The sequence below is a fragment of the Novosphingobium sp. PASSN1 genome, from assembly GCF_002278815.1.
This window is the reverse complement of the sequence record NZ_NKIS01000003.1, coordinates 23674-46703: the sequence shown is the minus strand read 5'-3', so window position 1 is coordinate 46703 and position 23030 is coordinate 23674. Positions and strand designations below refer to the sequence as shown.

General features: G+C 64.9%; 25 protein-coding genes and 2 tRNA genes. 10 read left to right on the top strand and 17 right to left on the bottom strand.

Features of this window, described 5'->3' with window-relative positions:
* Positions 1–12: 12 nt before the first annotated feature.
* The 4 genes from CFE35_RS06010 to CFE35_RS05995 are packed head-to-tail and all read left to right on the top strand — an operon-like array spanning position 13 to position 3521.
* Positions 13–744, top strand: coding sequence for a biotin--[acetyl-CoA-carboxylase] ligase (locus tag CFE35_RS06010; protein ID WP_292929018.1), 732 nt, complete (start codon positions 13–15; stop codon positions 742–744).
* A gap of 19 nt (positions 745–763) precedes the next feature.
* Complete coding sequence (locus CFE35_RS06005; RefSeq protein ID WP_292929016.1) at positions 764–1546, top strand: type III pantothenate kinase; 783 nt, start codon at positions 764–766, stop codon at positions 1544–1546.
* 43 nt (positions 1547–1589) lie between these two features.
* Complete coding sequence (locus CFE35_RS06000) at positions 1590–3242, top strand: ribonuclease J (protein WP_292929014.1); 1653 nt, start codon at positions 1590–1592, stop codon at positions 3240–3242.
* A gap of 6 nt (positions 3243–3248) precedes the next feature.
* On the top strand, positions 3249–3521 hold the full coding sequence (locus tag CFE35_RS05995) for a DUF1467 family protein (RefSeq protein ID WP_292929012.1): 273 nt from the start codon (positions 3249–3251) through the stop codon (positions 3519–3521).
* A 10-nt stretch (positions 3522–3531) separates the two neighbouring features.
* On the opposite strand, the gene CFE35_RS05990 is transcribed toward CFE35_RS05995, so the two are convergent.
* Positions 3532–4224, bottom strand: a complete 693-nt coding sequence (locus CFE35_RS05990; RefSeq protein ID WP_292929010.1) for a calcium-binding protein — start codon at positions 4222–4224, stop codon at positions 3532–3534.
* Here CFE35_RS05990 and CFE35_RS05985 point away from each other — a divergent pair.
* Entirely contained in the window at positions 4223–4579 is a 357-nt protein-coding gene (locus tag CFE35_RS05985) for a hypothetical protein (RefSeq protein ID WP_292929008.1), read from the top strand. The genes CFE35_RS05990 and CFE35_RS05985 overlap by 2 nt on opposite strands.
* Before the next feature lie 17 nt (positions 4580–4596).
* Here CFE35_RS05985 and phoB read toward each other — a convergent pair whose 3' ends face one another.
* The 8 genes from phoB to CFE35_RS05945 all read right to left on the bottom strand — a co-directional run bounded on the left by phoB (position 4597) and on the right by CFE35_RS05945 (position 12129).
* A complete protein-coding gene (gene phoB, locus CFE35_RS05980) occupies positions 4597–5286 on the bottom strand; it encodes a phosphate regulon transcriptional regulator PhoB (protein WP_292929006.1) in 690 nt (229 codons plus the stop codon).
* Positions 5287–5383: 97 nt separating this feature from the next.
* Positions 5384–6067 (bottom strand): phosphate signaling complex protein PhoU, encoded by a 684-nt coding sequence (phoU, locus tag CFE35_RS05975; protein ID WP_292929004.1) that lies wholly within the window; start codon positions 6065–6067, stop codon positions 5384–5386.
* Between the two features lie 21 nt (positions 6068–6088).
* Positions 6089–6919 (bottom strand): phosphate ABC transporter ATP-binding protein PstB, encoded by an 831-nt coding sequence (gene pstB, locus CFE35_RS05970; RefSeq protein ID WP_292929002.1) that lies wholly within the window; start codon positions 6917–6919, stop codon positions 6089–6091.
* Position 6920: 1 nt separating this feature from the next.
* Positions 6921–8228, bottom strand: coding sequence for a phosphate ABC transporter permease PstA (pstA, locus tag CFE35_RS05965; protein ID WP_292929000.1), 1308 nt, complete (start codon positions 8226–8228; stop codon positions 6921–6923).
* Entirely contained in the window at positions 8221–9603 is a 1383-nt protein-coding gene (pstC, locus tag CFE35_RS05960) for a phosphate ABC transporter permease subunit PstC (protein ID WP_292928998.1), read from the bottom strand. The genes pstA and pstC overlap by 8 nt, the downstream gene beginning before the upstream one ends.
* Before the next feature lie 16 nt (positions 9604–9619).
* On the bottom strand, positions 9620–10666 hold the full coding sequence (locus CFE35_RS05955) for a substrate-binding domain-containing protein (RefSeq protein WP_292928996.1): 1047 nt from the start codon (positions 10664–10666) through the stop codon (positions 9620–9622).
* A 72-nt stretch (positions 10667–10738) separates the two neighbouring features.
* Positions 10739–11830, bottom strand: a complete 1092-nt coding sequence (locus tag CFE35_RS05950; RefSeq protein ID WP_292928994.1) for an ATP-binding protein — start codon at positions 11828–11830, stop codon at positions 10739–10741.
* Positions 11831–11946: 116 nt separating this feature from the next.
* Complete coding sequence (locus CFE35_RS05945; protein WP_292928992.1) at positions 11947–12129, bottom strand: hypothetical protein; 183 nt, start codon at positions 12127–12129, stop codon at positions 11947–11949.
* Positions 12130–12308: 179 nt separating this feature from the next.
* Between CFE35_RS05945 and CFE35_RS05940 the strand changes: the two genes are divergently transcribed.
* Positions 12309–12938 carry a DUF2490 domain-containing protein gene (locus tag CFE35_RS05940; RefSeq protein ID WP_292928990.1) on the top strand — a complete coding sequence of 210 codons (630 nt, stop codon included), beginning with the start codon at positions 12309–12311 and terminating at the stop codon, positions 12936–12938.
* Positions 12939–12962: 24 nt separating this feature from the next.
* Here CFE35_RS05940 and CFE35_RS05935 read toward each other — a convergent pair whose 3' ends face one another.
* From CFE35_RS05935 to recJ, 5 genes are all read right to left on the bottom strand, one after another.
* Complete coding sequence (locus CFE35_RS05935) at positions 12963–13187, bottom strand: hypothetical protein (protein WP_292928988.1); 225 nt, start codon at positions 13185–13187, stop codon at positions 12963–12965.
* Positions 13187–13312, bottom strand: a complete 126-nt coding sequence (locus CFE35_RS05930) for a hypothetical protein (RefSeq protein ID WP_292928986.1) — start codon at positions 13310–13312, stop codon at positions 13187–13189. The genes CFE35_RS05935 and CFE35_RS05930 overlap by 1 nt, the downstream gene beginning before the upstream one ends.
* An 11-nt stretch (positions 13313–13323) precedes the next feature.
* Positions 13324–13398, bottom strand: a tRNA-Glu gene (locus tag CFE35_RS05925).
* Positions 13399–13472: 74 nt separating this feature from the next.
* Positions 13473–13547: transfer RNA gene (locus CFE35_RS05920), tRNA-Glu, on the bottom strand.
* A 102-nt stretch (positions 13548–13649) separates the two neighbouring features.
* Positions 13650–15425, bottom strand: coding sequence for a single-stranded-DNA-specific exonuclease RecJ (gene recJ, locus CFE35_RS05915; protein ID WP_292928984.1), 1776 nt, complete (start codon positions 15423–15425; stop codon positions 13650–13652).
* Positions 15426–15628: 203 nt separating this feature from the next.
* On the opposite strand from recJ, the gene CFE35_RS05910 reads away from it, so the two are divergent.
* From CFE35_RS05910 to CFE35_RS05895, 4 genes are all read left to right on the top strand, one after another.
* On the top strand, positions 15629–16930 hold the full coding sequence (locus CFE35_RS05910; RefSeq protein WP_292928982.1) for a hypothetical protein: 1302 nt from the start codon (positions 15629–15631) through the stop codon (positions 16928–16930).
* On the top strand, positions 16899–17417 hold the full coding sequence (locus tag CFE35_RS05905; RefSeq protein WP_292928980.1) for an NAD(P)H-dependent oxidoreductase: 519 nt from the start codon (positions 16899–16901) through the stop codon (positions 17415–17417). The genes CFE35_RS05910 and CFE35_RS05905 overlap by 32 nt, the downstream gene beginning before the upstream one ends.
* 109 nt (positions 17418–17526) lie before the next feature.
* On the top strand, positions 17527–18264 hold the full coding sequence (locus tag CFE35_RS05900) for a hypothetical protein (protein ID WP_292928978.1): 738 nt from the start codon (positions 17527–17529) through the stop codon (positions 18262–18264).
* Between the two features lie 105 nt (positions 18265–18369).
* Positions 18370–18861, top strand: a complete 492-nt coding sequence (locus CFE35_RS05895) for an AHH domain-containing protein (RefSeq protein WP_292928976.1) — start codon at positions 18370–18372, stop codon at positions 18859–18861.
* Here CFE35_RS05895 and CFE35_RS05890 read toward each other — a convergent pair.
* The 3 genes from CFE35_RS05890 to leuA all read right to left on the bottom strand — a co-directional run bounded on the left by CFE35_RS05890 (position 18858) and on the right by leuA (position 22881).
* Positions 18858–19835, bottom strand: a complete 978-nt coding sequence (locus tag CFE35_RS05890; RefSeq protein ID WP_292928974.1) for a nitronate monooxygenase family protein — start codon at positions 19833–19835, stop codon at positions 18858–18860. The genes CFE35_RS05895 and CFE35_RS05890 overlap by 4 nt on opposite strands.
* A 103-nt stretch (positions 19836–19938) precedes the next feature.
* Positions 19939–20985: an amidohydrolase family protein gene (locus CFE35_RS05885; RefSeq protein ID WP_292928972.1), complete on the bottom strand. Its 1047-nt coding sequence runs from the start codon at positions 20983–20985 to the stop codon at positions 19939–19941.
* Positions 20986–21210: 225 nt separating this feature from the next.
* Positions 21211–22881, bottom strand: coding sequence for a 2-isopropylmalate synthase (gene leuA / locus CFE35_RS05880; RefSeq protein WP_292928970.1), 1671 nt, complete (start codon positions 22879–22881; stop codon positions 21211–21213).
* Positions 22882–23030 lie beyond the last annotated feature (149 nt).

Sequence of the window (23030 nt, the reverse complement as noted above, 5' to 3'; positions counted from 1 at the left end):
GCCGAGCAGGCGGTGCCTGATCCGCTGATCAAGGTCATCGGCGAGCTTGCTTCGACCAATTCCGCGCTGCTGGCGCGGTTGGCCGAGGGCGACACGCCGCACGAGGGGCACTGGCTGGTGGCCGACCGGCAGACCGCGGGGCGCGGACGGTCTGGCCGGGTCTGGACCGGCGGCTTCGGCAACTTCATGGGCTCGACCGCCGTGGCGCTCCATGGCAACGATGCGCTGCCGCAGACGCTGGCGCTTGTTGCGGGCGTGAGCGTGCACCGGGCTCTGATGAGCGTGGCGCCCCAGCTTTCCGGACTTGCGCTCAAATGGCCCAATGATCTGCTGGTGGGCGAGGCCAAGCTTGGCGGCATTCTGCTGGAGCGGCAGCGCGACGCGGTGGTTGTCGGCATCGGGGTCAATCTGGCGCAGGCGCCTGACGTGCCGGGCCGCAAGACTGCGTCCCTTGCCGCCTTGGGGCATGAGGTAGCGCGCGATGCCTTCGCTTCTGCACTTGCGGCCGCATGGGCGGAAGACCTGACCGCCTGGCACGCGGGCGGTTGGCCGGCCTTGCGCGAGGAATGGCTGGCGCGGGCGCTTCCCAAAGGCACCTTGCTGGGGGTCAACCTCACCGAAGAAGGGCACGTGATCGGCGCCTTCGCCGGGCTCGAGCCGGGCGGTGCCGTCCTTCTGCGCTTGGCGGATGGCGCGGTCCGTGCCATCCACGCCGGAGATGTCGAGCTTGTCGGCGCAAGCTGATCGAGCGGAGGAGAGTACGATGCTTCTGGCGGTTGACGTCGGCAACACCAACGTCGTGTTTGCGCTGTTTGATGGGCGCGAGATCAAGTCGCGCTGGCGCGTCGCGACCGATCCGCGCCGCACGGCGGACGAATATGCGGTGTGGCTGCTCCAGCTCATGCAGCTGCAGGGTTTCGATCCCAAAGCGGTGACGCAGATCCTGATTGCGACTGTGGTGCCCCGTGCGCTGCACAACCTCCAGGTGCTCTCGCAGAAGTATTTCGGGCGCGAGGCGCTGATCGCGGGAGAGCCGCCGGTCGAGTGGGGCTTTGCCGCCGATGTCGACCAGCCGCGCTCGCTTGGTGCGGACCGCGCGGTCAACGCGATTGCTGCCCATGCGCGCTATCCGGGCGATTTGATCGTGGTCGATTTCGGCACGGCGACGACCTTCGACGTGATCGACTACATGGGGGCCTACAAGGGTGGGATCATCGCGCCGGGCATCAACCTGTCGCTTGATGCGCTGGTCAATGCGGCGGCCAAACTGCCGCGCATTGCCATCGAGCCGCCCACGCGCACCCGCAGCGTGATCGGGCGTAACACCGAAGACCAGATGCACATCGGCGTGTTCTGGGGTTATGTAGCGCTGATGGAGGGCCTGATCGCCCGCCTGCGCGCCGAAATCGGCCGCCCTGCGAAAGTCATCGCGACGGGTGGTCTGGCGGTGCTGTTTGGCGATCACACCGATATCTTCGACCACGTCGATGCCGATCTCACGCTCGATGGCCTCGCCATCCTTGCGGAACGCGTCGCCGCACAATGATTTTTACCGGGGCGCAGCAGCCCCCAAGCGAATTGGAATTCTGGTGAAACCCGGCAAGGAATTGCTGTTTCTCGCGCTCGGCGGTTCGGGCGAGATCGGCATGAACGTCAACCTCTATGGCTGCAACGGCAAGTGGCTGATGGTCGATCTCGGCATGACTTTTGCCGATCCGCATTATCCGGGGGTGGACCTCGTGTTCGCCGATCTCTCGTTCATCGAGGAGCGGCTGGACGATCTGCTCGGCATTGTGCTGACCCACGCACATGAGGATCATATCGGCGCGGTGCCCTATTTCGCGCTCGATCTCGGCGTGCCGCTCTATGCCACGCCGTTCACCGCGCGGCTCGTGCAGGAAAAGCTGAACGAGGCGGGCATCGCCAAGCAGGTGAAGCTCAACGTCGTCCCCAACGACAGCTCGCTGAGCATCGGGCCGTTCGATCTCCGCTATGTTCCGCTGGCGCACTCGATCGCCGAAGGCAATGCGCTGGTGATCGACACCCCGCATGGCCGCGTGTTCCACACGGGCGATTGGAAGCTGGATGACGAGCCGCTGATCGGCGTGCCCGCAACTGCGCAAGAGCTCACCGTAATCGGCAACGAGGGCGTGCTGGCGCTGGTTTGCGATTCGACCAACGTGTTCAATCCCAAGGCGTCTGGCTCCGAAGGCGGCGTGCGTGATGGGCTGATGGAGATGGTCAGCGGCCTGAAGGGCAAGCGCGTGGTCGTCACCACGTTCGCCTCCAACGTGGCACGGCTGCAGACTTTGGGCGAGGTGGCCGAGGCAACCGGCCGCCGGCTGTGTGTCGCCGGGCGCTCGCTTGACCGTATCATCGGCGTGGCCAAGGCCAGCGGGTATCTGAAAAACTTCCCGGAAACGGTGAGCATGGACGAGGCGATGGACCTGCCGCGCGGGGAAGTGCTGGTGATGGCAACCGGTGGGCAGGGCGAGGCGCGCGCCGCGCTGGCGCGGATTGCGGGCGATACGCACCCGATCAAGCTCGAAAGGGGCGATGCCGTGCTGTTTTCCAGCCGCCAGATCCCCGGCAACGAGATCGCCATCGGCCGCATCCAGAACATTCTGGCGGAAAAGGGCGTGGAAATCCTAACCGACCGGCAGGGCATGATCCACGTTTCGGGCCATCCGGGACGGCCGGAACTGGCCGCGCTCTACAGCTGGATCAAGCCCGAAATCCTCGTGCCCGTGCACGGCGAGATGCGCCACATGGCCGAACAGGCGCGGCTGGGCAAAGCGGAAGGCATCAAGCGCACGATCGTCCAGAAGAACGGCGATGTGGTGCGGCTGGCCCCCGATGGCCCGCACAAGATCACCTCGGTGCGCAACGGCCGCCTTGTGCTCGATGGCGATATCATCGCGCCTGCTGATGGCGGTACGATGGGGCAGCGGCGCAAGCTGGCGGAAAGCGGCGTGGTCGTGGCTGCGCTCGCGGTCTCGGCAGTGGGCAAGCTCAAGTCTGCCATCGAGATTGCCGCGGTCGGCCTGCCGCTGGAAGAGGACATGGACGAATTCGTGGCCGAAGCGCAAGGCGATGTCTCCAAGGCGCTGGGGACGCTGAAGGGCGAGAAGGCGCGTGATCGGGCGGCGATTGCCGAGGTCGTGCGGCTGACCGTGCGGCGCGCAGCGCAGCGCTGGTCGGGCAAGAAGCCGGTCGTCCAGGTCATGCTGCGGGAGGGCTGACGCGCCATGAAGTGGACATCGATCCTCGCGATCTGGGCGCTGTTCTGGGTGCTTTCCGCGTTTCTGGTGCTGCCTTTCGGCGTGCGCACCTCAGACGAGCTGGGCGTGGCCAAAGTGCCGGGGCAGGCGCCGAGCGCACCGGCGAATTTCAATCCGCGCCGCATCCTGCTGCGCGCTTCGGTGCTCTCGGCGGTGTTGTTCTGGCTTTATTACGCGAACTACGTGAACCGCTGGATCACGATCCAGGACCTCGATATCGCGCCCTTGCTAGGTATCTAAGCGCTCCCCTTCAGAGAACAAAGTCCGCAGCGACCGGGGCCGGCCCTTCCGGATGGCCCGGAGTGGTAAGGGAGACGACGAGCAGAGTAGCTTCTGCCTGATCGTCCGCGTCGGAGTTGATTTCAACGAGATACGAGTGCGGCGCGTTGGCAAGAGCCGAGACGCGCACCGTGCCGGGCGTATTTGCGGTGAAGGCCGCAGCGCCAATGAACGTGAACGCCTGATTTCCGGAAACCGTGAAGTTGGCATCCATCGCGCTGAGGTTGATCCTGTCACCCTGAGCCTGATTGAAATCCATAACCGAGTCCCACGGAGATCCAGCGGCTGTTGGATTGAACACGAAATCGCCGGTGCCCTTGAAGATGAAGGTGTCTGCGCCCGCGCCGCCATAGAGCGTATCCAGCCCGGCACCGCCGATGATCCGGTCGTTGCCTATCCCGCCGAGCAGCCTGTCATCATCTGCGCCGCCGTTGAGCACGTCCGCGCCCGCTCCGCCCCAGAGCACATCCTTGCCGTTGTCTCCGAATAGGGTGTCCGCCCCGGCTTCTCCGAACAGCCTGTCGGCGCCGTCAGCCCCGTAAAGGAAATCGTTGCCCGCAAAGCCTGAGATCGTGTCGTTGCTGGCGCCGCCGTTTATCGTATCATTGCCGCCCCAGACCAAACCATTGAGGCCTGCAGGATCGCCGTTTCGGACCGCTTCCATGAATGCGGGAAACGGAATGGTAAGCCCCTTGATGAAATCAGAAGGTCTGTTGATTTCGAGTATCGTGCCCGTGTCGGTATTGAGATCAAGGCCGCTTTGTGAACGGAGCGCCAGAGTCTCGGTTGCAGATGTAAAGGTCAGTGTGCGACCGTCTGAACTGAAACTGGGGGCAGATGTTTGTCCGAACAAGATGTTCTCGATTGTCTGCGTCGAAAACATGTTGATCCAGAAAGTTCCGGTAGGGCGGAACGAGCGTGCATCTGCCATGGAAGCCTCGCCTCTTCAGGCTGCAACAACGCAGCGACAGGGCGAAAACATATTTTCATTTGCACCTGAGGCAAGAATATTTGCCTGATTTGCAACCGATGCGGTTCAAACGCCTTCCAGTGCATACCCCGCCGAGCGCACGGTGCGCACCGGATCGGCGGCGCCGGGGATGGCAATGGCCTGGCGCAGGCGGCGGATGTGGACGTCCACCGTGCGCAGTTCGATATCGCTGCCGCTGCCCCACACGGCATCAAGCAACTGCCCGCGCGAGAACACGCGGCCCGGGTGCTCCATGAAATGGCGCAGCAGGCGAAATTCGGTGGGACCGATCTTGATCGCCTGGCCGCGCCGCGTCACGCGGTGGGCGGTGGGATCGAGCGCGAGATCGCCGACCGTGATCGTCTCGCCAGCAAGCGCCGGGCGCACGCGGCGCAGCACCGCGCCGACGCGGGCAATCAGCTCGCGCGGGGAGAACGGCTTGGTGACATAATCGTCCGCGCCGGTTTCCAGCCCGCGCACGCGGTCATCCTCGTCGCTGCGCGCGGTGAGGATGATGATGGGGACATGCGCGGTGGCCTTGCTGCGGCGCAGGCGGCGGCAAACCTCGATCCCGCTGGTGCCGCCGATCATCCAATCGAGCAGGACGAGATCGGGCGTATCTTCGGCGGCGAGCAGCAGTGCTTCGTCACCATCATCGGTGGTGCGCACATCATAGCCTTCGCCGCGAAACCGGTACTCGACCAGTTCGGCGAGTGCGGTATCATCCTCAACCAAGAGCAGTTTCGGCGCGGACATCGATAACCCCTGATGCGACGTGGCGACCGCCGGACATGACAGTCACATTGCGCTAACACGACAATTGTTACGCCGTCGTGACGCCGCTCCCGCCCTTTCAGGCTGGCGGTGTGACCTCGTCGCGTTCGGGCAGATACGTGCCGGTTGCGGCGTAGTGGACCATCTCGGCGATGTTCGTGGCATGGTCACCGATCCGCTCGATATTGCGCGCGACGAACATGAGCTGCGCTACCGAGCTGATCGTGGCCGGGTTTTCCACCATGTAGGAGACAAAATTGCGGAACACGCTGTCGTAGAAGGCATCAACCTTGGCATCGCGCTTGACGATCTCGGCCGCAGCGACAGGATCGCGCGCGGCATAGGCTGTCAGCACGTCGTGGACCATGTCACCGGCCAGCTCGTTCATCACCGGCAGCAGCGTGAGCGGCTCGAACCGCTTGCGGCCCTCGATATGGCCGACGCGCTTGGCGATGTTCTTGGCGTAATCGCCGATCCGCTCGATCACGCCTGCGATCTTGAGCGCGGCGATCACTTCGCGCAGATCATCCGCCATCGGCGCACGCAGGGCTAGCACGCGCACGGCAAGGCGATCGACTTCGCCTTCCAGCTGGTCAATTCGCTTGTCACGCGCGATCACGCCTGCGGCGAGGTCCTGGTTGGCATTCACCAGCGCGTCCATCGCTTCGGCCACGGAAAGTTCAGCCAGCCCGCCCATTTCGGCAACAAGGCCGCGCAGGCGGGTGATGTCCTCGTCGAATGCCTTGACGGTGTGTTCAGCCATTCTGCTTCCTTACCCGTGCGCTCAACCGTAGCGGCCGGTGATGTAGTCCTTGGTCTTTTCCTCACGTGGGTTGGTGAAGATATCCGAGGTTGTACCGTATTCGACGATCTTGCCGAGATGGAAAAATGCCGTGCGCTGCGAGACGCGGGCGGCTTGCTGCATCGAGTGGGTGACGATCACGATGGCATAGCGTCCGCGCAGATCGTCGATCAGCTCTTCGATACGCGCCGTAGCGATGGGGTCAAGCGCGGAGCATGGTTCGTCCATCAGGATCACTTCGGGATCGACCGCAATGGCCCGCGCGATGCACAGGCGCTGCTGCTGGCCGCCCGAAAGCGCGGTCCCGCTGTCACCCAGCCGGTCCTTCACTTCGTCCCACAGGCCCGCGCGCTGGAGCGATTGCTCGACGATGCCGTCAAGCTCGCCCTTGCTGGCGGTGATTCCGTGGATACGCGGGCCATAGGCGATGTTTTCGTAGATCGACTTGGGGAAGGGGTTCGGCTTCTGGAACACCATGCCCACGCGCGCGCGCAATTGCACCACGTCCATGCCGGAGCGGTAGATGTCAGCCCCATCGAGCAGGATCTCGCCTTCCACGCGCGCGCTGGGGATCGTGTCGTTCATGCGGTTGAGGCTGCGCAGGAACGTCGATTTGCCGCAGCCCGAGGGGCCGATGAACGCGGTCACGTAGTTCTGGGGGATCTCGATCGAGACATCGTCGATCGCGCACTTCGGGCCATAGAACACCGAAACGCCTTTTGCGCTGATCTTTGACGGCGCAACCGGTTCGGGAAACACGGGCGGCGCGGGCGCCTGAACCACCACTTCGGGGGCAGAATTGTCAGCCGTCATGTTACCACCGTTTTTCGAAGCGGTTGCGCAAGTAGATCGCAATGCCGTTCATCAGGAGCAGGAAGATCAGGAGCACCACGATCGCGGCGCTGGTGCGTTCGACGAAGCCGCGATCGATCTCGTCCGACCACAGGAAGATCTGCACCGGCAGCACTGTCGCGGGCGAGGTGAAATCGCTGGGCGGGCTGGCGACGAACGCGCGCATGCCGATCATCAGCAGCGGCGCGGTTTCGCCCAGCGCACGCGCCATGCCAATGATCGTGCCGGTAAGGATGCCGGGCAGGGCAAGCGGGAGGACGTGATGGAACACGACCTGCACCGGGCTGGCACCCATCGCCAGCGCGGCATCGCGGATCGAGGGCGGCACGGCCTTGATGGCGTTGCGGCCTGAGATGACGATCACCGGCATGGTCATGAGGGCGAGCGTCATGCCGCCGATCAGCGGGGCGGAGCGGTAGTTGGGAAACGCTGCCAGAAACACCGCGAGCCCGAGCAGGCCGAAGATGATCGAGGGCACCGCCGCAAGGTTGTTGATCGAAATCTCGATCACGTCCGTCCAGCGGTTCCGGGCGGCGTATTCCTCAAGGTAAAGTGCCGAGAGCACGCCGACCGGGAAAGCCAGGACCAGCGTGATGAACATGGTCATCATCGAGCCCTTGAGCGCGCCCCAGATGCCCACGCTCTGCGGGTTGGTGGCATCGGCGCGGACGAGAAAGCCGCTGTCGAAGGCGCGGACCAGCTGGCCCTTGCGGCCAAGATCATCGGCGGTCTTCTGCATCGCCGGATCGCCGCCGCCGCGGGTGGCATTGGCCAGATCATTGCTTGCAGGAAGCGAGACGGCGATCTCAGGGCTGAGCATCAGCGCGGGATTGGTGGCCAGTGTCTTGCCGACTTCACGCCAGGCGCCTTCGGCAATCAGCGCGTCTCCGCCTGGACCAAAGGTCTTGACCGCGGCTGCGCTGACAAGCGCGGGCAGCCCGGCTGCTTCCAGCCCGCCAAGCGGATCAGGCTGCGCAAGGCGCGCAGGATCGAGTTCGAGGTGCCCCCGGATCGGCACAGCCATGTGCAGTTCGCTGCGGTGAAAGCCTGCCCAGCCGCTGGACGCCATCGACAGCAGCAGAAACACGAGCACCAGCACCGAGAAGCTGACTGCGCCAAGCCCGGCAACGCGGAACCACCGGTCTGCCCGGTAGCGCCGGGCCAGCCCTGCCTGCATGCGGGCCTGCCGGGCTGCGCGAAGGGCGTCCTGAGCGGCTGCACTCTGCGTGGCGGGATCAAAGGTCTGTGTCATCGCGCCGGCCTCACTCATATGCTTCGCGGTAACGCTTCACCACGCGCAGGGCGATGAAATTGAGTGTGAGCGTGACAAGGAACAGCACCATGCCGAGCGCAAAGGCGGACAGCGTGGCGGGGTGATCGAAGCTGCCTTCGCCGGTCAGCATCGCCACGATCTGGAAGGTGACCGTGGTCATCGATTCAAACGGATTGGCGCTGAGATTGGCGGCCGCGCCCGCTGCCATCACTACGATCATCGTTTCGCCGATGGCGCGGCTGACCGCGAGCATGATCCCTGCAACAATGCCGGGCAGCGCGGCAGGCACGAGCACTTTGCGGATCGTTTCAGCGCGGGTGGCGCCCATCGCAAGGCTGCCATCGCGCATCGCCTGCGGAACGGCGGCAATGCTGTCGTCAGCCATGGATGAGACGAAGGGAATGATCATCACGCCTATGACAAGCCCCGCCGCCATCGCGCTTTCGGTCGAGGCATTGGCGATGCCGATCGCCTGCGCGGCATCGCGCACAGCGGGCGCGACAGTCAGCGCAGCGAAGTAGCCGTAGACCACGGTGGGTACACCTGCGAGGATTTCGAGGAGCGGCTTGACGATGCTGCGCACGCGGGGCTCAGCATACTGGGTCAGGTAGATCGCGCTCATCAGGCCGAGCGGGATCGCCACGGCCATCGCGATGATCGCGCCGATATAGATCGTGCCCCAGAATAGCGGGATCGCTCCGAAGACGCTGCCATCGGGCGTGCCGCTGCTCATCGGATCGGGCGCCCAGTGCGTGCCCAGCAGGAAATCCGCAGGCGAAACCATGCCAAAGAAGCGCACCGTTTCGAACACCAGGCTGGCGACGATTCCTACAGTGGTGAGGATCGCGACAAGCGAGGCAAGCAGCAGCAAGCCCATCACCGCGCGTTCGACGCGGGTCCGCGCGGTGAAATCCGGGCGCAGGCGCAGGAACGAGAACGCGCCGCCGGCAAATGCAATCAGCAGTGTGACGACAAGACCGAGGGTGTTGTAGCGGGTGATCGCGATGCGGAACGGCTCGACGAGACCTTCCGCTTCGCTGTTGAACACCGCAGGCGCAGCGCCCATCGCCACCGCGCGCGCTTCGCCCATGATCGCCTCGCGCTCGAAGCCGAAAGTGGGGAGGGTGGCGGCGGCGGGATCGGCCAGCACGTGCTGGAGGACAAGGGCGGGGCTGATCGCTTCCCACAGCAACGCGAACAGGATCGCAGGAACCGCCACCCACAGCCCGACGTACCAGGCGTGGAACTGGGGCAGCGAGTGGATCCGCCCGCCCGGCGCCGCGCGGCGGAACGCCCACGCGCGCGAACGCCCTGCCAGCCATCCGACGAGGCCCAGCCCGAAGGCCAGAAGCAGCAGAATGGCTGGCGACATGGTCCCTTACCGGCCCTTACTTGAGCTGCGAGCCGTCGAGCACCGGCAGTTCGCTCGCTGCCTTGGCGCTCGCCGCCAGCACGTCATCGGGCGCTACGACCATGCCGGCCTTGGCCAGAACACCGCCCTTGCTCCAAAGCTTGGCCCATTCGTTCACGTAGGCCTGAAGCCCCGGGATCGCCTTGAGGTGCGCCTTCTTCACATAGATGTAGAGCGGGCGGGCACCGGGATAGGTGAAATCGCTGATCGATTCGTAGGTCGGGTTGATCCCGCCCATGGTCAGCCCCTTCAGCTTGTCGCGGTTCTCTTCGAGATAGGAAAAGCCGAAGACGCCAATGGCCTTGGGATTGGCCTCGATCTTCTGGACGATCAGGTTGTCGTTTTCGCCAGCATCGACATAGGCACCGTCCTCGCGCACGTCGCCGCAGATGGCGTCATGCTGCTTCTTGTCGCTGTCCTTGAGCGCCTTCATCGCAGGATCGCTCTCGCAGCCCTTGGTGAGGATCAGTTCCTTGAGCGCATCGCGCGTGCCCGAAGTGGAAGGCGGGCCGTAGACGAGGATCGCTTCGGCGGGGAGGGCGGGGTTGACGTCCTTCCAGGTCTTGGCGGTGTTCGGCTTGCCGAAAGGATTCTTGGCCAGCGCCTTGTACACGTCCGCAGGCGTGAGCGCGATGCCCGGGCCGCCCGTGCCTTCGGCGAAGGCGACGCCGTCAAGCCCGACCTGGACCTCGACGATTTCCTTGACGCCGTTCTTCACGCAATCGTCGAATTCCGACTTCTTCATGCGGCGCGAGGCGTCTTCGATATCAGGGTGCTGCGGGCCGACACCGGCGCAGAACAGCTTCATGCCAGCGCCCGTGCCGGTCGATTCGATAATCGGCGCCTTGACCGAAGCGTCGGCGCGGGCGAGCGATTCTGCCACAGCCTTGGCAAACGGGTAAACCGTGGATGAGCCGACGGCGCGGACCTGATCGCGGCTTGTGCCCTGCGACCCACCGCAAGCGGCGAGGCCAAGCGTGGCAAGGACCAGCACTGATCCGGCAATGAGACGATTAGCTTTCATCGTAGATTTTCCCTTAGACCTCATGTCGGGCGGGGCAATGCGACAGTTTAGTGACGGTTTTATGACAGCACTTCACGGCAGGGCCATCGGCGCTGTGGGAGCGAGCGCGAGGCGCACGATCACCGAGGTTCCCTTGCCCAGCTCACTGGAAATGTCGAGATTGCCGCGGTGTCTTTCAACGATGTGTTTTACAATGGCAAGACCAAGCCCCGTTCCGCCCGCCGCGCGGCTGCGGCCCGGGTCGGTGCGGTAGAAGCGGCGCGTGAGATAGGGGATGTGATCGGGGTGAATGCCTTCGCCCCGGTCGATCACGCTCAGCACGGCCTCCCCGCCTTCGCCCACCACTTTGACTCGCACCGGCTGGGCCGGATCGCCATATTTCAAGGCATTGTCGATGAGGTTGCGAACCAGTTGATCGAGTTGCTGGCGATCGCCCGTCACGCGGGCGTCGGTCACCTCGACCTCGATCCGCTCTTCGCCGACATTGGAGGCAACTTCGGAGCCGATGGTGGCGGCGAGTTGGCCGATGTCGATCGTCTCGCGCGGGGGATCATGCTTTTCGGCCTCGATCCGCGAAAGCGACATGAGATCCTCGACAAGGCTTTGCAGGCGGCGTGATTCGCGCAGGACGGTCGTATGGAAGCGGGCCGCCGTGGCCGGATCAACCTTCGCATCCGGATCTGCCAGAGTTTCCACATAGCCAATGATCGAGGCGAGCGGTGTGCGCAGCTCGTGGCTGGCATTGGCGACGAAATCGGTGTGCGAACGGCTGATATCCGCCTCGGCGGTGCGGTTGACCAGTTCGATCAGCGAGAAACGCTGGTCGATGCTGACCCGGCGCACTTGCCAGATGCTGCGCGCACCGGTCAGGCCGCGCACCATGGCGCTGCCCTGCGGTTGATCGAGCAATGTGATCGCTTCGGGGTGGCGCAGCGCAACCCGGGCATCCTGCCCGACGATGTGCGGCCCCAGCGCCTCGCGCGCGGCGGCATTGGCTGCGGCAATCCGCTGGCCATCGAGCATCAGCACCGGGACGCTGAAGGGCTCGACCAGTTCGACCATCGCCTGCCTGGACACCGAACCTTCATCGGCCGTGCGCATTTCGATCATCGGTTCGGGCTGCGACAGCCACAATGTGCCGAACCAGAGAATCAGGACAGCCACGCTGAGCGGCGGGCTGACGCCCAAAAACACCATGGCAATGACTGTGCCAAGGGCCACGGCCATGCTGGACCAGGGTAGTTTTGGCGACTCCATCGGGCTGCTTGATACCACCGGTGTTACCGACCCGTGACAAGCTGGGCGCCCACGGTGTCCGTTACCGGAAATTTTCCGGTGATCGCCCAATAGGCGAGGCGGCGGGGTGGCCGCAAGCCGCGCTTGCGCGCCGCGTTCACCATGGGGATGCGCAAATCGGCCAGAGGCGTGCAGGCCAGACTGTCGGCCAGACTGCAGGTTGTCACGATTGCAAACATACCGTCAAAAAACCATCATGAAGACACAATCTGTAACATAACTGTCATCAATCCTTCATATTCGGCCAGCACGTTTCCGAAAGGTCAGAGTGTTGCCAAATTCCCTTGCCCGTTCCGCAGCCACCAGGCTGGTTGTTCCGATCCTTGCTGGCGCAGCGGCTCTGGCCATGCCTGCCGCCGCCGCTGCGCGCGATGATGCCCAAGGCTGGGCCGCGGCTACGGTCAATGTCGATCTGGGCGGCGGCTTCCGGGCGAGCAACGAAACTGTGCTGCGCTTCAGCGACAACCGCGGCGGGCTCTATGAAGTCGAGGATAACCTCATGGTCGGCTACAAGCCGAACAAGCAGGTTACACTCTGGCTGGGCTATACCCACAATCCGCAGTACGACCACGGCGACTTCACGCGCATGGAGCACCGCTTTCGCCAGCAGGTGAATGTCGACAACTTCCTGCAGCTCGGGTCGGTCAAGTTCTCCGGCCGCCTGCGGCTGGAAGAGCGCTGGCGCGAAGGGCAGGGCGGCCCTGCGTGGCGGCTGCGGCCTTATGTAAAGGCCGCGGTGCCGGTGAAGGGCAAGTTGAACCTGGTGGTGAGCCATGAAAGCTTCATCGATCTCAACACTTCGGCGTTTCAGCGCGTTGGCGGCGAAGAGCGGATGCGCAATTCCATGGTCCTCTCAGCGCCGCTGAGCAAAAAGCTGAGCATCGAAGCCGGCTATCTGATGCAGCACGGCTTCGTGCGCGGCGGCCCGGACAACCACGACCATGTGCTGACCGTCGCGCTGACTGCGAATTTCTGAAAACGCGCGCTGGGCGAGCGATCTTCAGCTTCCCGGGGCGAACCAGATTTTCGCGGCGGTGGCGATGAGCATGATCGCGAGCATCGAGAACAGGGCCGAGATCAGGCCCCATGGCACCACGCTGATTCGATCAAGATCGCGGCGGCGGCGCTGGCTGCGATCGCGCAGGGCGGCAAGCAGCGCGATGAGCGCGGCGAATCCGCCGCTGCCCGCGAATGCTGCGAAATAGCTCAGCGAATCGAGATCCATCAGGACTGCCTGTGATTGCGGATCATGGGGATTTTGCGGCCATACCGTTGATGCGCCTGCATCTTGATGGCCCAGATCTTGATGGCCCAGATCTTGATGGCCCAGATCTTGATGGTCTGCCGCATTACCATCCGGCTGGTGACCCCTACGGGAATCGAACCCGTGTTTCAGCCGTGAGAGGGCCGCGTCCTGACCGCTAGACGAAGGGGCCTTGCCGTGAACCGGCTTGGCGGTCCCGCCCCGGTTCTTCATAACCTGCCCGGCCTTTAGGCCCGGCTTGCAGAGTGGTGACCCCTACGGGAATCGAACCCGTGTTTCAGCCGTGAAAGGGCCGCGTCCTAACCGCTAGACGAAGGGGCCACTGGCTGAGGCCGCGTGGCAGGACCGCGCCTCTAGGGCGGACTGCCGGATTGGTCAACCCCCTCACTGAGAAGCGTTGCAGGTATGGCCAAAGGGGCAGGATCAGTCCACGAAGGCTGCATCCTCGACATGGAGTTCGGCGGCCGGGCGGCTGCCCCAATCGTCGATCTTCGCGCGCCCCGCGAGCCATAGCGCGCGCCCGCGCGAGCCATGCAGCAGAGCCTGACCCATTTCGGTTTCCGCCGCGCGAAATGCCATGGCCTTGAACGAGCGGCCATCCGGTCCGCCTGCGATCATGCGCACGTGATTGGCGCCGACAATATCGCATTTGATCAGGCGCACCGGCCCAACGGCCACGCGCGGCCCTGGCCAGCCCATGCCGAAGGGGCCTGCCGCCTCCAGCCGTTCGACCAGATCGGGCGTGAGCCCGCCGGGTGCGAGGCTGAGATCGAGCAGGAGCGACTGGCTCTGCCGGGCCAGGCCGACATCGCGGGCGAGGCGCTCGTCGAGCCATTCCGCAAGCCGTTCCGCGCCGTCCGGCGCAATGGTCAGTCCGCAGGCCATGGCATGGCCGCCGCCCGCGATGAGCAGGCCCGCTGCGCGCGCGGCAATGATCGCCGCGCCAAGGTCAACACCGGGAATCGAGCGGCCCGAGCCCTTGCCATTGCCTTGCGCGTCGCCGTCCTCGGCGATGACGAGGGTCGGCCGCCCGGTCTTTTCCTTGATCCGGCCGGCCACGATGCCGATCACGCCCGGATGCCAGCCGCGCCCGTGGACGACGACGACGCTGCGGTTGTGCTGTGCATCGACTTGCTGCTCGGCGGCTTCCTGCACCGCCTGTTCGATGGCGCGGCGTTCGTCGTTCAGTTCGGAAAGCTGGGCGGCGATGGCGCGCGCCTCATCGGCATCGCTGGTGGTGAGCAAGCGCACGCCAAGCCCCGAATCGCCGATTCGGCCCGCGGCATTGATGCGCGGGCCCAGCGCAAAGCCCAGATCGCTGCACGTAGGTGCGCGGGTGAGGCGGCTGGCGTCGATCAGCGCGGCCAGCCCCACATTGGCGCGCCGCGCCATGATCTTCAGCCCCTGCGCGACAAAGGCGCGGTTCACGCCCCGGATCTGCGCGACATCCGCGACCGTGCCGAGCGCGACGAGATCGAGCAGCCCCATGAGATCGGGCGCGGCAGATGCATTGACGAAGCCACGCGCCCGCAGCACGCGCAAGCACGCGACCGCGAGCAGGAAGGCAACGCCAACCGCCGCCATGTGGCCGTGGCTGGCCGCTTCGTCGGTTTCATCCAGCCGGTTGGGATTGACGAGCGCAGTGCACACCGGAAGCTCGGGATTGCACTTGTGGTGATCTACCACGATCACATCGACCCCTTCGGCGCGGGCGGCGGCCAGCGCTTCATAGGCCATGGCCCCGCAATCGACCGTGACGATGAGCTGCGCGCCTTCGCGGGCCAGTTTGACGAGGCCTTCCGCCGAAGGGCCATAGCCTTCGAGCAGGCGGTCCGGGATATAAGGCCGCGCCGCCACGCCAAGGCTGGCCAGGAAGCGGATCAGCAGGGCCGCGCTGGTCGCGCCATCGACGTCATAGTCGCCATAGACCGCAATCGCCTCGCCCTTGGTGATCGCGTCTGCCAGCCGCTGCGCGGCGCTCTCCATATCGTTGAAGATCGCAGGATCGGGCAGGAAATCGCGCAAGGTCGGGCGGCGGTGCCGTTCGAGATCATGGCGTTCGACCCCGCGCGCCATGAGCAGCTGATCGACGAGCGTATCGAGCTGGCCTGCGCCCCCGCCGGACAAGTCCATGTTGCCGCCGCGCCAGTGCCAGGCGAGACCGGATAGCGAACGGGTGATAGCGGTCACGGGGATCATGGCGCGGGGCTAGACGATCTGCGCCGCGCGGGGAAGGGCTCCACTCTGTGTGCGCCATTGCGGCTGCTGTGCGCTCTGTCATCACGAAGCCGCAGTTTGGTTGACATGGTGCCCCCCGATATGGTCGCATCGGAAACAAGCAAGAACCGGTCGCGCCAATACCAACAAGGTCGATTCTCGGCCTTACAGAGAGGTTTGAGCTCATGAGCATCTACACCGTGCGTCTGATCGCCTTGGCCGGCAGCGCTGCTGTCGTAGCGGCCGGGTTGTCGATTGCGCAGACTGCTGCGCCGATTGCGCGCTATGAAATGCTTGCCGGAACCACGTCGGGCCTGCTGGGCGGCATGGCGGGCATGAAGGGCGGGGGCATGGGGTCGGCCATGAGCATGGCGTTCGGCGGCGGCGGCCGGAATACGCCGCAGCACGAACTATGGTTGGCGCTGGGATCAAGCCGCGCACCGGCGGGCGCGCCGCCCAAGGCAGATCACTTCCTGCCCGCAGGAGCCAGGATGGGGCTTTCGGTGCCGCTCAAGACCCCTGTCGGGGAAACCCGCACCGTGGGTGAACCGCCCGAGAAGCGCGATTTCAAGCGGCCCAAGGGGCGCATCCTGATCTTCTGGGGCTGCGGTGAACATGCCCCTGCCGGGCAGCCGGTGATCATCGACTTTGCCAAGATCGCCGCCGGGCAGATGCCCCCGGGCCTGTGGTCGAGCAGCGTGCCGATGGAACGCCGGGTTTCTCTTTCCAGCAGCAAAACCTATGGCTCGTGGCCGAACAACGAAGGGCAGCCGGTCAAGACCGACAGTTCGCTGCTTGGCGCGCACAAGGTGGCGGGGAACTACTCGCCCGAGATGAACTTCACCCTGACGCATGATTTCATGGGCGGCCTCAAGACTTCGACGTATGCGCAGCCCAGCGGAGCCACGTTGCTGCGGTGGAACCCGCTGCCCGACGCGACCGGGTATCACGCCTCGCTCATTGGCGGAAACATGAGCAAGGACGGCGAGATGAACGACATGGTGTGGTGGGCATCGAGCAACACCCGCGAGTTCGGCGGCGGCCTTTCCGACTGGCTTTCGCCTGGGACCGTGGCGAGGCTGGTGACGAACAAGACCGTGCTGGCACCGGCAACGACGACCTGCATGGTGCCGGCGGAAGTCAAGGCGGCGGCGCCGCAGTTCCAGATGGTCTCGCTCTATGCCTATGGGCCGGAGGAGAGCTTCGTCTATCCACCGCGCCCGGCCAATCCGAAAACGCCGTGGAAGCCGGAATGGACCGCCAATATCCGCCACCGTTCGATGACCGGGTTCCTGCTCGGCATGCCGGGGATGGGTGATGACAGCGCCGGCAATGGCCGGAACCGGGGCGACCGGAGCCAACAGTGCCAGCCCAAGCCCAAGAAGCGCGGCCTCGGCGGCCTGCTCGGCGGCGCGCTTGGTGGTGCACTGGGCGGCGCGGTCGGCGGGACTGCCGATGGCTCCGGCGGTAACGGAGACGGCTGCTGATCTGCTCATGCTGCTGATCGTCTGGCACAGTCGCACCGGGGCGGCAGAGCAGATGGCCGCCGCCGCGCTGCGCGGTGCTGCGGGCGAGGGGGCGGCGCTGTCCATTGCGGCGGCAGCCGCCGCTCCTGCCGATGTGCTCGCGGCGCAAGGTTATCTGTTCGTCTGCCCGGAGAACCTTGGCACGATGAGCGGGGCGATGAAGGAGTTCTTCGATCGCTGCTATTATCCGCTGCTCGGGCAGATCGAGGGGCGGGCCTTTGCCACGGCGATTTCTGCAGGATCGGATGGATCGGGCGCCGAACGCCAGATCGAGCGGATCGCGACCGGCTGGCGGCTGCGGCGAATCGCGCCGGGTTTGATCGTCAATCTGGGCGCGCAAACCCCAGAGGAGATCCTTGCGGCCAAGACCGTGCCGGCCCCGGCGCTGCAAAACTGCCACGATTTGGGACAGTCCTTTGGGGCTGGGCTGGCGATGGGCGCATTCTGATGGGCTTGCCCACATTGATGATCCGATTTCGTGCCGGATTGGACGCACAGGACTCGACCTGCGACGGTCAATCGTGTCTTTCAAGGTCACTGCTGAGGGAGCGTAGCTGGTGGTGATCGAGCGTGTCGCAGGGCGTGAGCCTCTAGCCGCGCTGCTGTTCGACCGGGATGGTCGGGCCGCTGCGGAGGCTTTGGCCGACCTCGCCGCAGGTGCTGACAGCTTCACTCTGCTCAACGCCGCGAAAGCGGCCCCCGGCACCGCCGAATTGCTGCGCGACGGCTTGACGTTCGACCTTTCCGGATTGGCTCCGGCCGCCGCGCTGCCGGTTCCAGAAGCCGTGCACCGCGTTGCCTTGCCTGCGGATTTTACCCCCGCCGGGATGGAAGCTGCGTGGTTCATGGTCGGTCCGCATCTGGCTGGCGCGGAGAGTCTGCTACCGGTGCTGCGCGTTGCGGCCACGATTCTGCGCTTTCTTGTGGCACTTGGCGGGGTAAAGGCGATCGTGTGGCGGCCAGCACGGCTGGTCATGTCGCCTGCCTGGTTCGTCGAGGCTGTGGGCGCTTGGCTGGCGGGCGGGCCGTTTCCGGCGCTGGCCCTCACGGCGCTGGCGCGCACCGATACCGGCATCACGAGCGAGGGCCTCGCGTTCCTGATCGGGCAGGAATTCCTGCTCCATGCGCGCACTGGCACGCCGAACCGCGAGGACAGCCGCGTGGCCCTGCGCCTGACCGACTGGCTCGTTGCAAACGGGCGGGTGGAGCGCGCGCAGGAAGCGGTACTGGCCGGGGTCGGCGCGGTGTGGCTGGAGCCCGAGGGCAAAAACAGACTTAACGTGGTAACCAGATAGGCTCACGTTCTTTCCACGCAGCCCGTTAAGGCGCGTGGGCGAGCATGGGGCATGGTTCCTGCCGTGCATCCTGCCCGGGGACATATCCCCTTCCGCTCGGTCAATATGCCGGGCAGGCCCGGCTATCATCCCGGCCTGCAGCGCCATCATCTCCTGCCGCGCGCGCTGCTGGGCCGCCGCGCGTTCAGTCCGATGATCGCCATGCTCGGCACCGAGCAGGTGGGCTTCCATGATTTCCGCCGCAACGGGCTGCTGCTGCCCGCCACCGAAAGCGGGGCAGAGCGCATCGGTCTGCCGCTGCACCGGGGGCCGCACGGCACCTATTCCGAAATGGTGACCGAACGGGTCGGCCAGATCGAAATGGGCTGGAGCCGCACGCGCCGCTACGATCCGGAACTGGCGAGCATGGAATCGCTGATGCGGCTCGACTTGCTCCAGCGCGCGCTGCGCCGCCGCCTGCTGACCCCGCCCAAGGGCGAGGAAATCGTGCTCAACCGCCATGACCCGGCGCTGGTGCAGCCGGACCAGTCGCTTGATTACAGTCACCTCGACCGGATGGCCGAGATGCTGTGGGAGGCGACGGAGAGCAAGCTTTAGAGGAAGGGTGCCGAATCCGCGCTGAGCCCGGCAGCGGCCTCGCGGTACTGCGCCGTCAGCTTGGCGACGCGCTCGGCCACGGTTTCCACCTTGTCGACCGCGCCGATGCCCTGGCCCGAGCCCCAGATATCCTTCCACGCCTTGGCTTCGGTGTTGCCGCCCGAGCCGAAGTTCATCGCCGAAGGATCGCTGACCGGCAGGTTGTCCGGATCGAGCCCGGCCTTGACGATGGAGCCGCGCAGGTAATTGCCGTGAACGCCGGTGAAGAGGTTCGAATAGACAATGTCGCCAGCCTTGCTGTCGACGATTTCCTGCTTGTAGCCTTCTGCCGCGCGGGCTTCAGCCGTGGCGATCCAAGCCGAGCCGATATAAGCGAAGTCCGCTCCCAGCGCCTGCGCGGCAAGGATCGAGCGGCCATGCGCGATGGCACCCGAAAGCGCGACCAGCCCATCGAACCACTGGCGGATTTCCTGCATCAAGGCGAAGGGCGAGAGCGCGCCGGCGTGGCCGCCAGCACCAGCGGCGACCGGGATGAGGCCGTCCGCGCCCTTTTCGATGGCCTTGCGGGCGAAGCGGTCGTTGATCACGTCATGCAGCACGATCCCGCCCCAGCGGTGTGCAGCCTGATTGATGTCCTCACGCGCGCCGAGCGACGTGATCAGCATCGGCACCTGCCACTTTTCGCAGAGCGCCATGTCCTCATCGAGGCGGTTGTTGGTCTTGTGGACGATCTGGTTGACCGCGAAGGGCGCCGCCGGGCTATCGGGATGATCGCGGTTGTGCGCGGCCAGCGTCTCTGTGATTTCGTGCAGCCATTCGTCGAGCTGGCTGATCGGCCGCGCGTTGAGCGAGGGGAAGCTGCCGACGATGCCCGCCTTGCACTGCGCGATAACCAGTTCGGGGCCGGAAATGATGAACAGCGGCGAACCGATGACGGGCAGGCGCAGGTTCTTGAACAGCGGGGGAAGCGGCATCCGGGAAAGCTCCGTTTTTAAGCGAGCGGTTAAACGAAGCATTAGCAGGAGAAGCGGCGCTGTCAAACCGCAGCGCCGCTCCCTTAAAGGCTAGGCCCGAAGCTTATGCTGCTAGCAGGTACTCGATCCCGTAAACCCGCGCCGCATTGCCCGCGAACAGGGCGCGCTTTTCATCCGCTGAGGCACCGTGGGCGAGGCGCTTGAACGTGTTCCAGAGGACCGGATAGGTCGCGCCCCAGCGGTCCACCGGGTAGTTGCTTTCGAACATCCCGCGCTCCGGCCCGAAGGCATCGATGCAGGTCTCGATATAGGGCCGCCACATCGCCGCCAGCGTTTCGGAACCGAGCCCTGCGGCGGGGCCTTGCTCCGGCATCGCACAGAACGCCATGGCGAGGCCGCCCAGCTTGACCGAGACATTGGGGCACTTGGCGAGTTCGCGGATGTTGTCGCGCCAGACGTCGAAGCGCTCGTGCAGCTTGCCCTTGTACGGACCGACGCCGAGCGGGGTGCCGCAGTGATCGAGCACGATAGGCTGATCGGGAAAGGCGCGGGCGAGGGAGATAACATCGGGCAGCTGCGGTTCGAGCAGCCAGGCATCGAAAGTGAGGCCCATCTTGCCGAGGTGCTTGAACCCGGCGCGGAAGCCATCGCTGGTGTAAAGCCCGGCGGGCGCGTGGAACGGGGGGCCGAGCACTTCGGGATCGGCATCCCATGCGGCCTGATGGCGAATGCCCTTGAAGCGGCCGTTTCCAGCAGCAGCAAGGGCTTCCAGCACCGGCACCGCGCCGTCGCCCAGCGTCATGTCGGCATGGCCGATGATCGCGGCGCAAGGGCGGTAATCGCCGTAAAGCCCGCTCGCGCCTTGCGCGGCGACGCCGTTCACGAACTCGACCTCACCGACCGGCTTCATCGCCGCATCCGCGCCGTGGCGATAGAACGCGCCGCATTCCATGAACACGGTGCCGACAATGTTGTGCCCGCTGTGAGTATCGGCGTGGAGCGTATCGAAGTTGTAGTAGGCCGCCGGAACCAGCGTTTCGACAAACGGATGCAGCGGCTGCGGGAACGAGGCGACCAGCGGGCGCAAGTCCCACAAGTGGTGATGGGGGTCGATGATCGGCAGATCGGGTTCAATGATGGCTTCAGGCATGGCTCTCTCTCGTGGTCGGCCTCTTACGGGCGCGCTCGGGGAGTATGCCGAAGGTTGGGGGAAAGGGAAGGGGGGCAGGGCTGGTGGTGAGGCCAGTTTTCGGGATGCAAGCGCAATGGCCCTTGCCCGCCGGAGGCTACTTTTTCAGTTACCCCTCCGACCCTCCTTGCGGCGGGCCACCTCCCCATTTGTGCTGCGCAAAAATGGGGAGGAGCTGGCGCGGGTTCAGCCCGCCGCGTTTGCTGCGCTGAGGATGGCGCGGACGCTCGCGGTGGCAACGTCTTCGTCAATCCCGACGCCCCAGATGACTTTGCCAGCGGGGCCAGTGCATTCGACATAGGCGGCGGCGCGCGCATCGCTGCCGGCGCCGAGGGCGTGTTCGGCGTAGTCGCGCACGTCGATCTCGATGCCGAAGCCGTCCTTGAGCGTGGCGACGACCGAGGAGATCAGGCCGTTGCCGCGGCCCGAAACCGAGCGCACTTCGCCATCGACGGCGATCTTGCCGGCGAAGACACGGGTGCCGTCTCCCGCGCGGGCTTCCTCGTAGTCAACGAGCGTGAAGCGCTGCTCTTCACCGAGGTGGTAGGTCTTCTGGAACACGGTCCAGATGTCCGCCGCCTGCAGTTCGCGCCCCAGTTCGTCGGCGAGTTCCTGCACGTGGCGCGAGAAGTGCGCCTGCATCTTCTTGGGCAGCTTGAGGCCCTGATCCTGTTCGAGCACCCACGCGAAGCCGCCCTTGCCGGACTGCGAATTGACGCGGATGACCGCTTCGTAGCTGCGGCCGAGATCGGCGGGGTCGATGGGCAGGTAGGGGACGGCCCACATCTCGTCGTTCTGGACTTCGCGCGCGGCAAAGCCCTTCTTGATCGCATCCTGATGGCTGCCGGAGAAGGCGGTGAACACAAGCTCGCCGCCATAGGGATGGCGCGGGTGGACGGGGAGCTGGTTGCAGTACTCGACCGTCTGGATCACCTTGTCGATATCCGAGAAATCGAGGCCCGGATCGACGCCCTGCGTATACATGTTGAGCGCGACGGTGACGAGGCAGCAGTTGCCGGTGCGCTCGCCATTGCCGAACAGGCAGCCCTCGACGCGGTCCGCGCCCGCCATCAGGCCAAGTTCGGCAGCAGCGACGCCGGTGCCCCGGTCGTTGTGGGTGTGGAGCGAAATGATCGCCCGATCCCGGTTCGGCAGGTTGCGGCAGAAGTACTCGATCTGGTCGGCGTAGATATTGGGCGTGGCCGCCTCGATCGTCGCGGGCAGATTGAGGATGATCGGCTTGTCGGTGGTCGGCTGGAGGATATCCATCACCGCCTCGCAGCATTCGATGCTGAAATCGAGTTCGGCGGTGGAGAAGGTTTCCGGGCTATATTCGAAATGCCAATCCGTCTCGGGGAAACGGGCGGCCTGATCGCGCAGGAAGGTGGCGCCAGCGCGGGCGATTTCCTTGATCTCGGCGGGTTCCATGCCGAACACGACCTTGCGCCACAGCGGCGAGACCGCGTTGTAGACGTGGACAATGGCCTGTTTCGCGCCCGCAAGACTTTCGAACGAAGTCTTGATCAGGTCTTCGCGCGATTGCGTCAGCACCTGGACGAACACGTCATCCGGGATGCGGCCGTGATCGACGAGGCCGCGAATGAAATCATACTCGGTCGCGCCCGCGCTGGGGAAGCCGACTTCGATTTCCTTGAGGCCGAGGCTGACGAGCAGATCGAAGAAACGCGCCTTCTTGTCCGCGTCCATCGGATCGATCAGCGACTGGTTGCCATCGCGCATGTCTGTCGAAAGCCAGCGCGGGGCATGGGTGATCGTGCGGCTGGGCCACTGGCGGTTTTCCAGCGGAACCTGCGGGAACGGGCGGTACTTGACCGAGGGATTCTTGAGCATGGACATGGGACTGCTTTCGGATCTGGCAATTGCGATTTCGTGGCGGTGTGACCCTTGGGCGCTAAAGGCGCGCCCGCTGGCCGCCTCTCTTCACGCCCAAGGGCGGATAAGTCGCAGGGTAAGGTCCAGAGCGGCGATCATGCTTTTAGCCTATG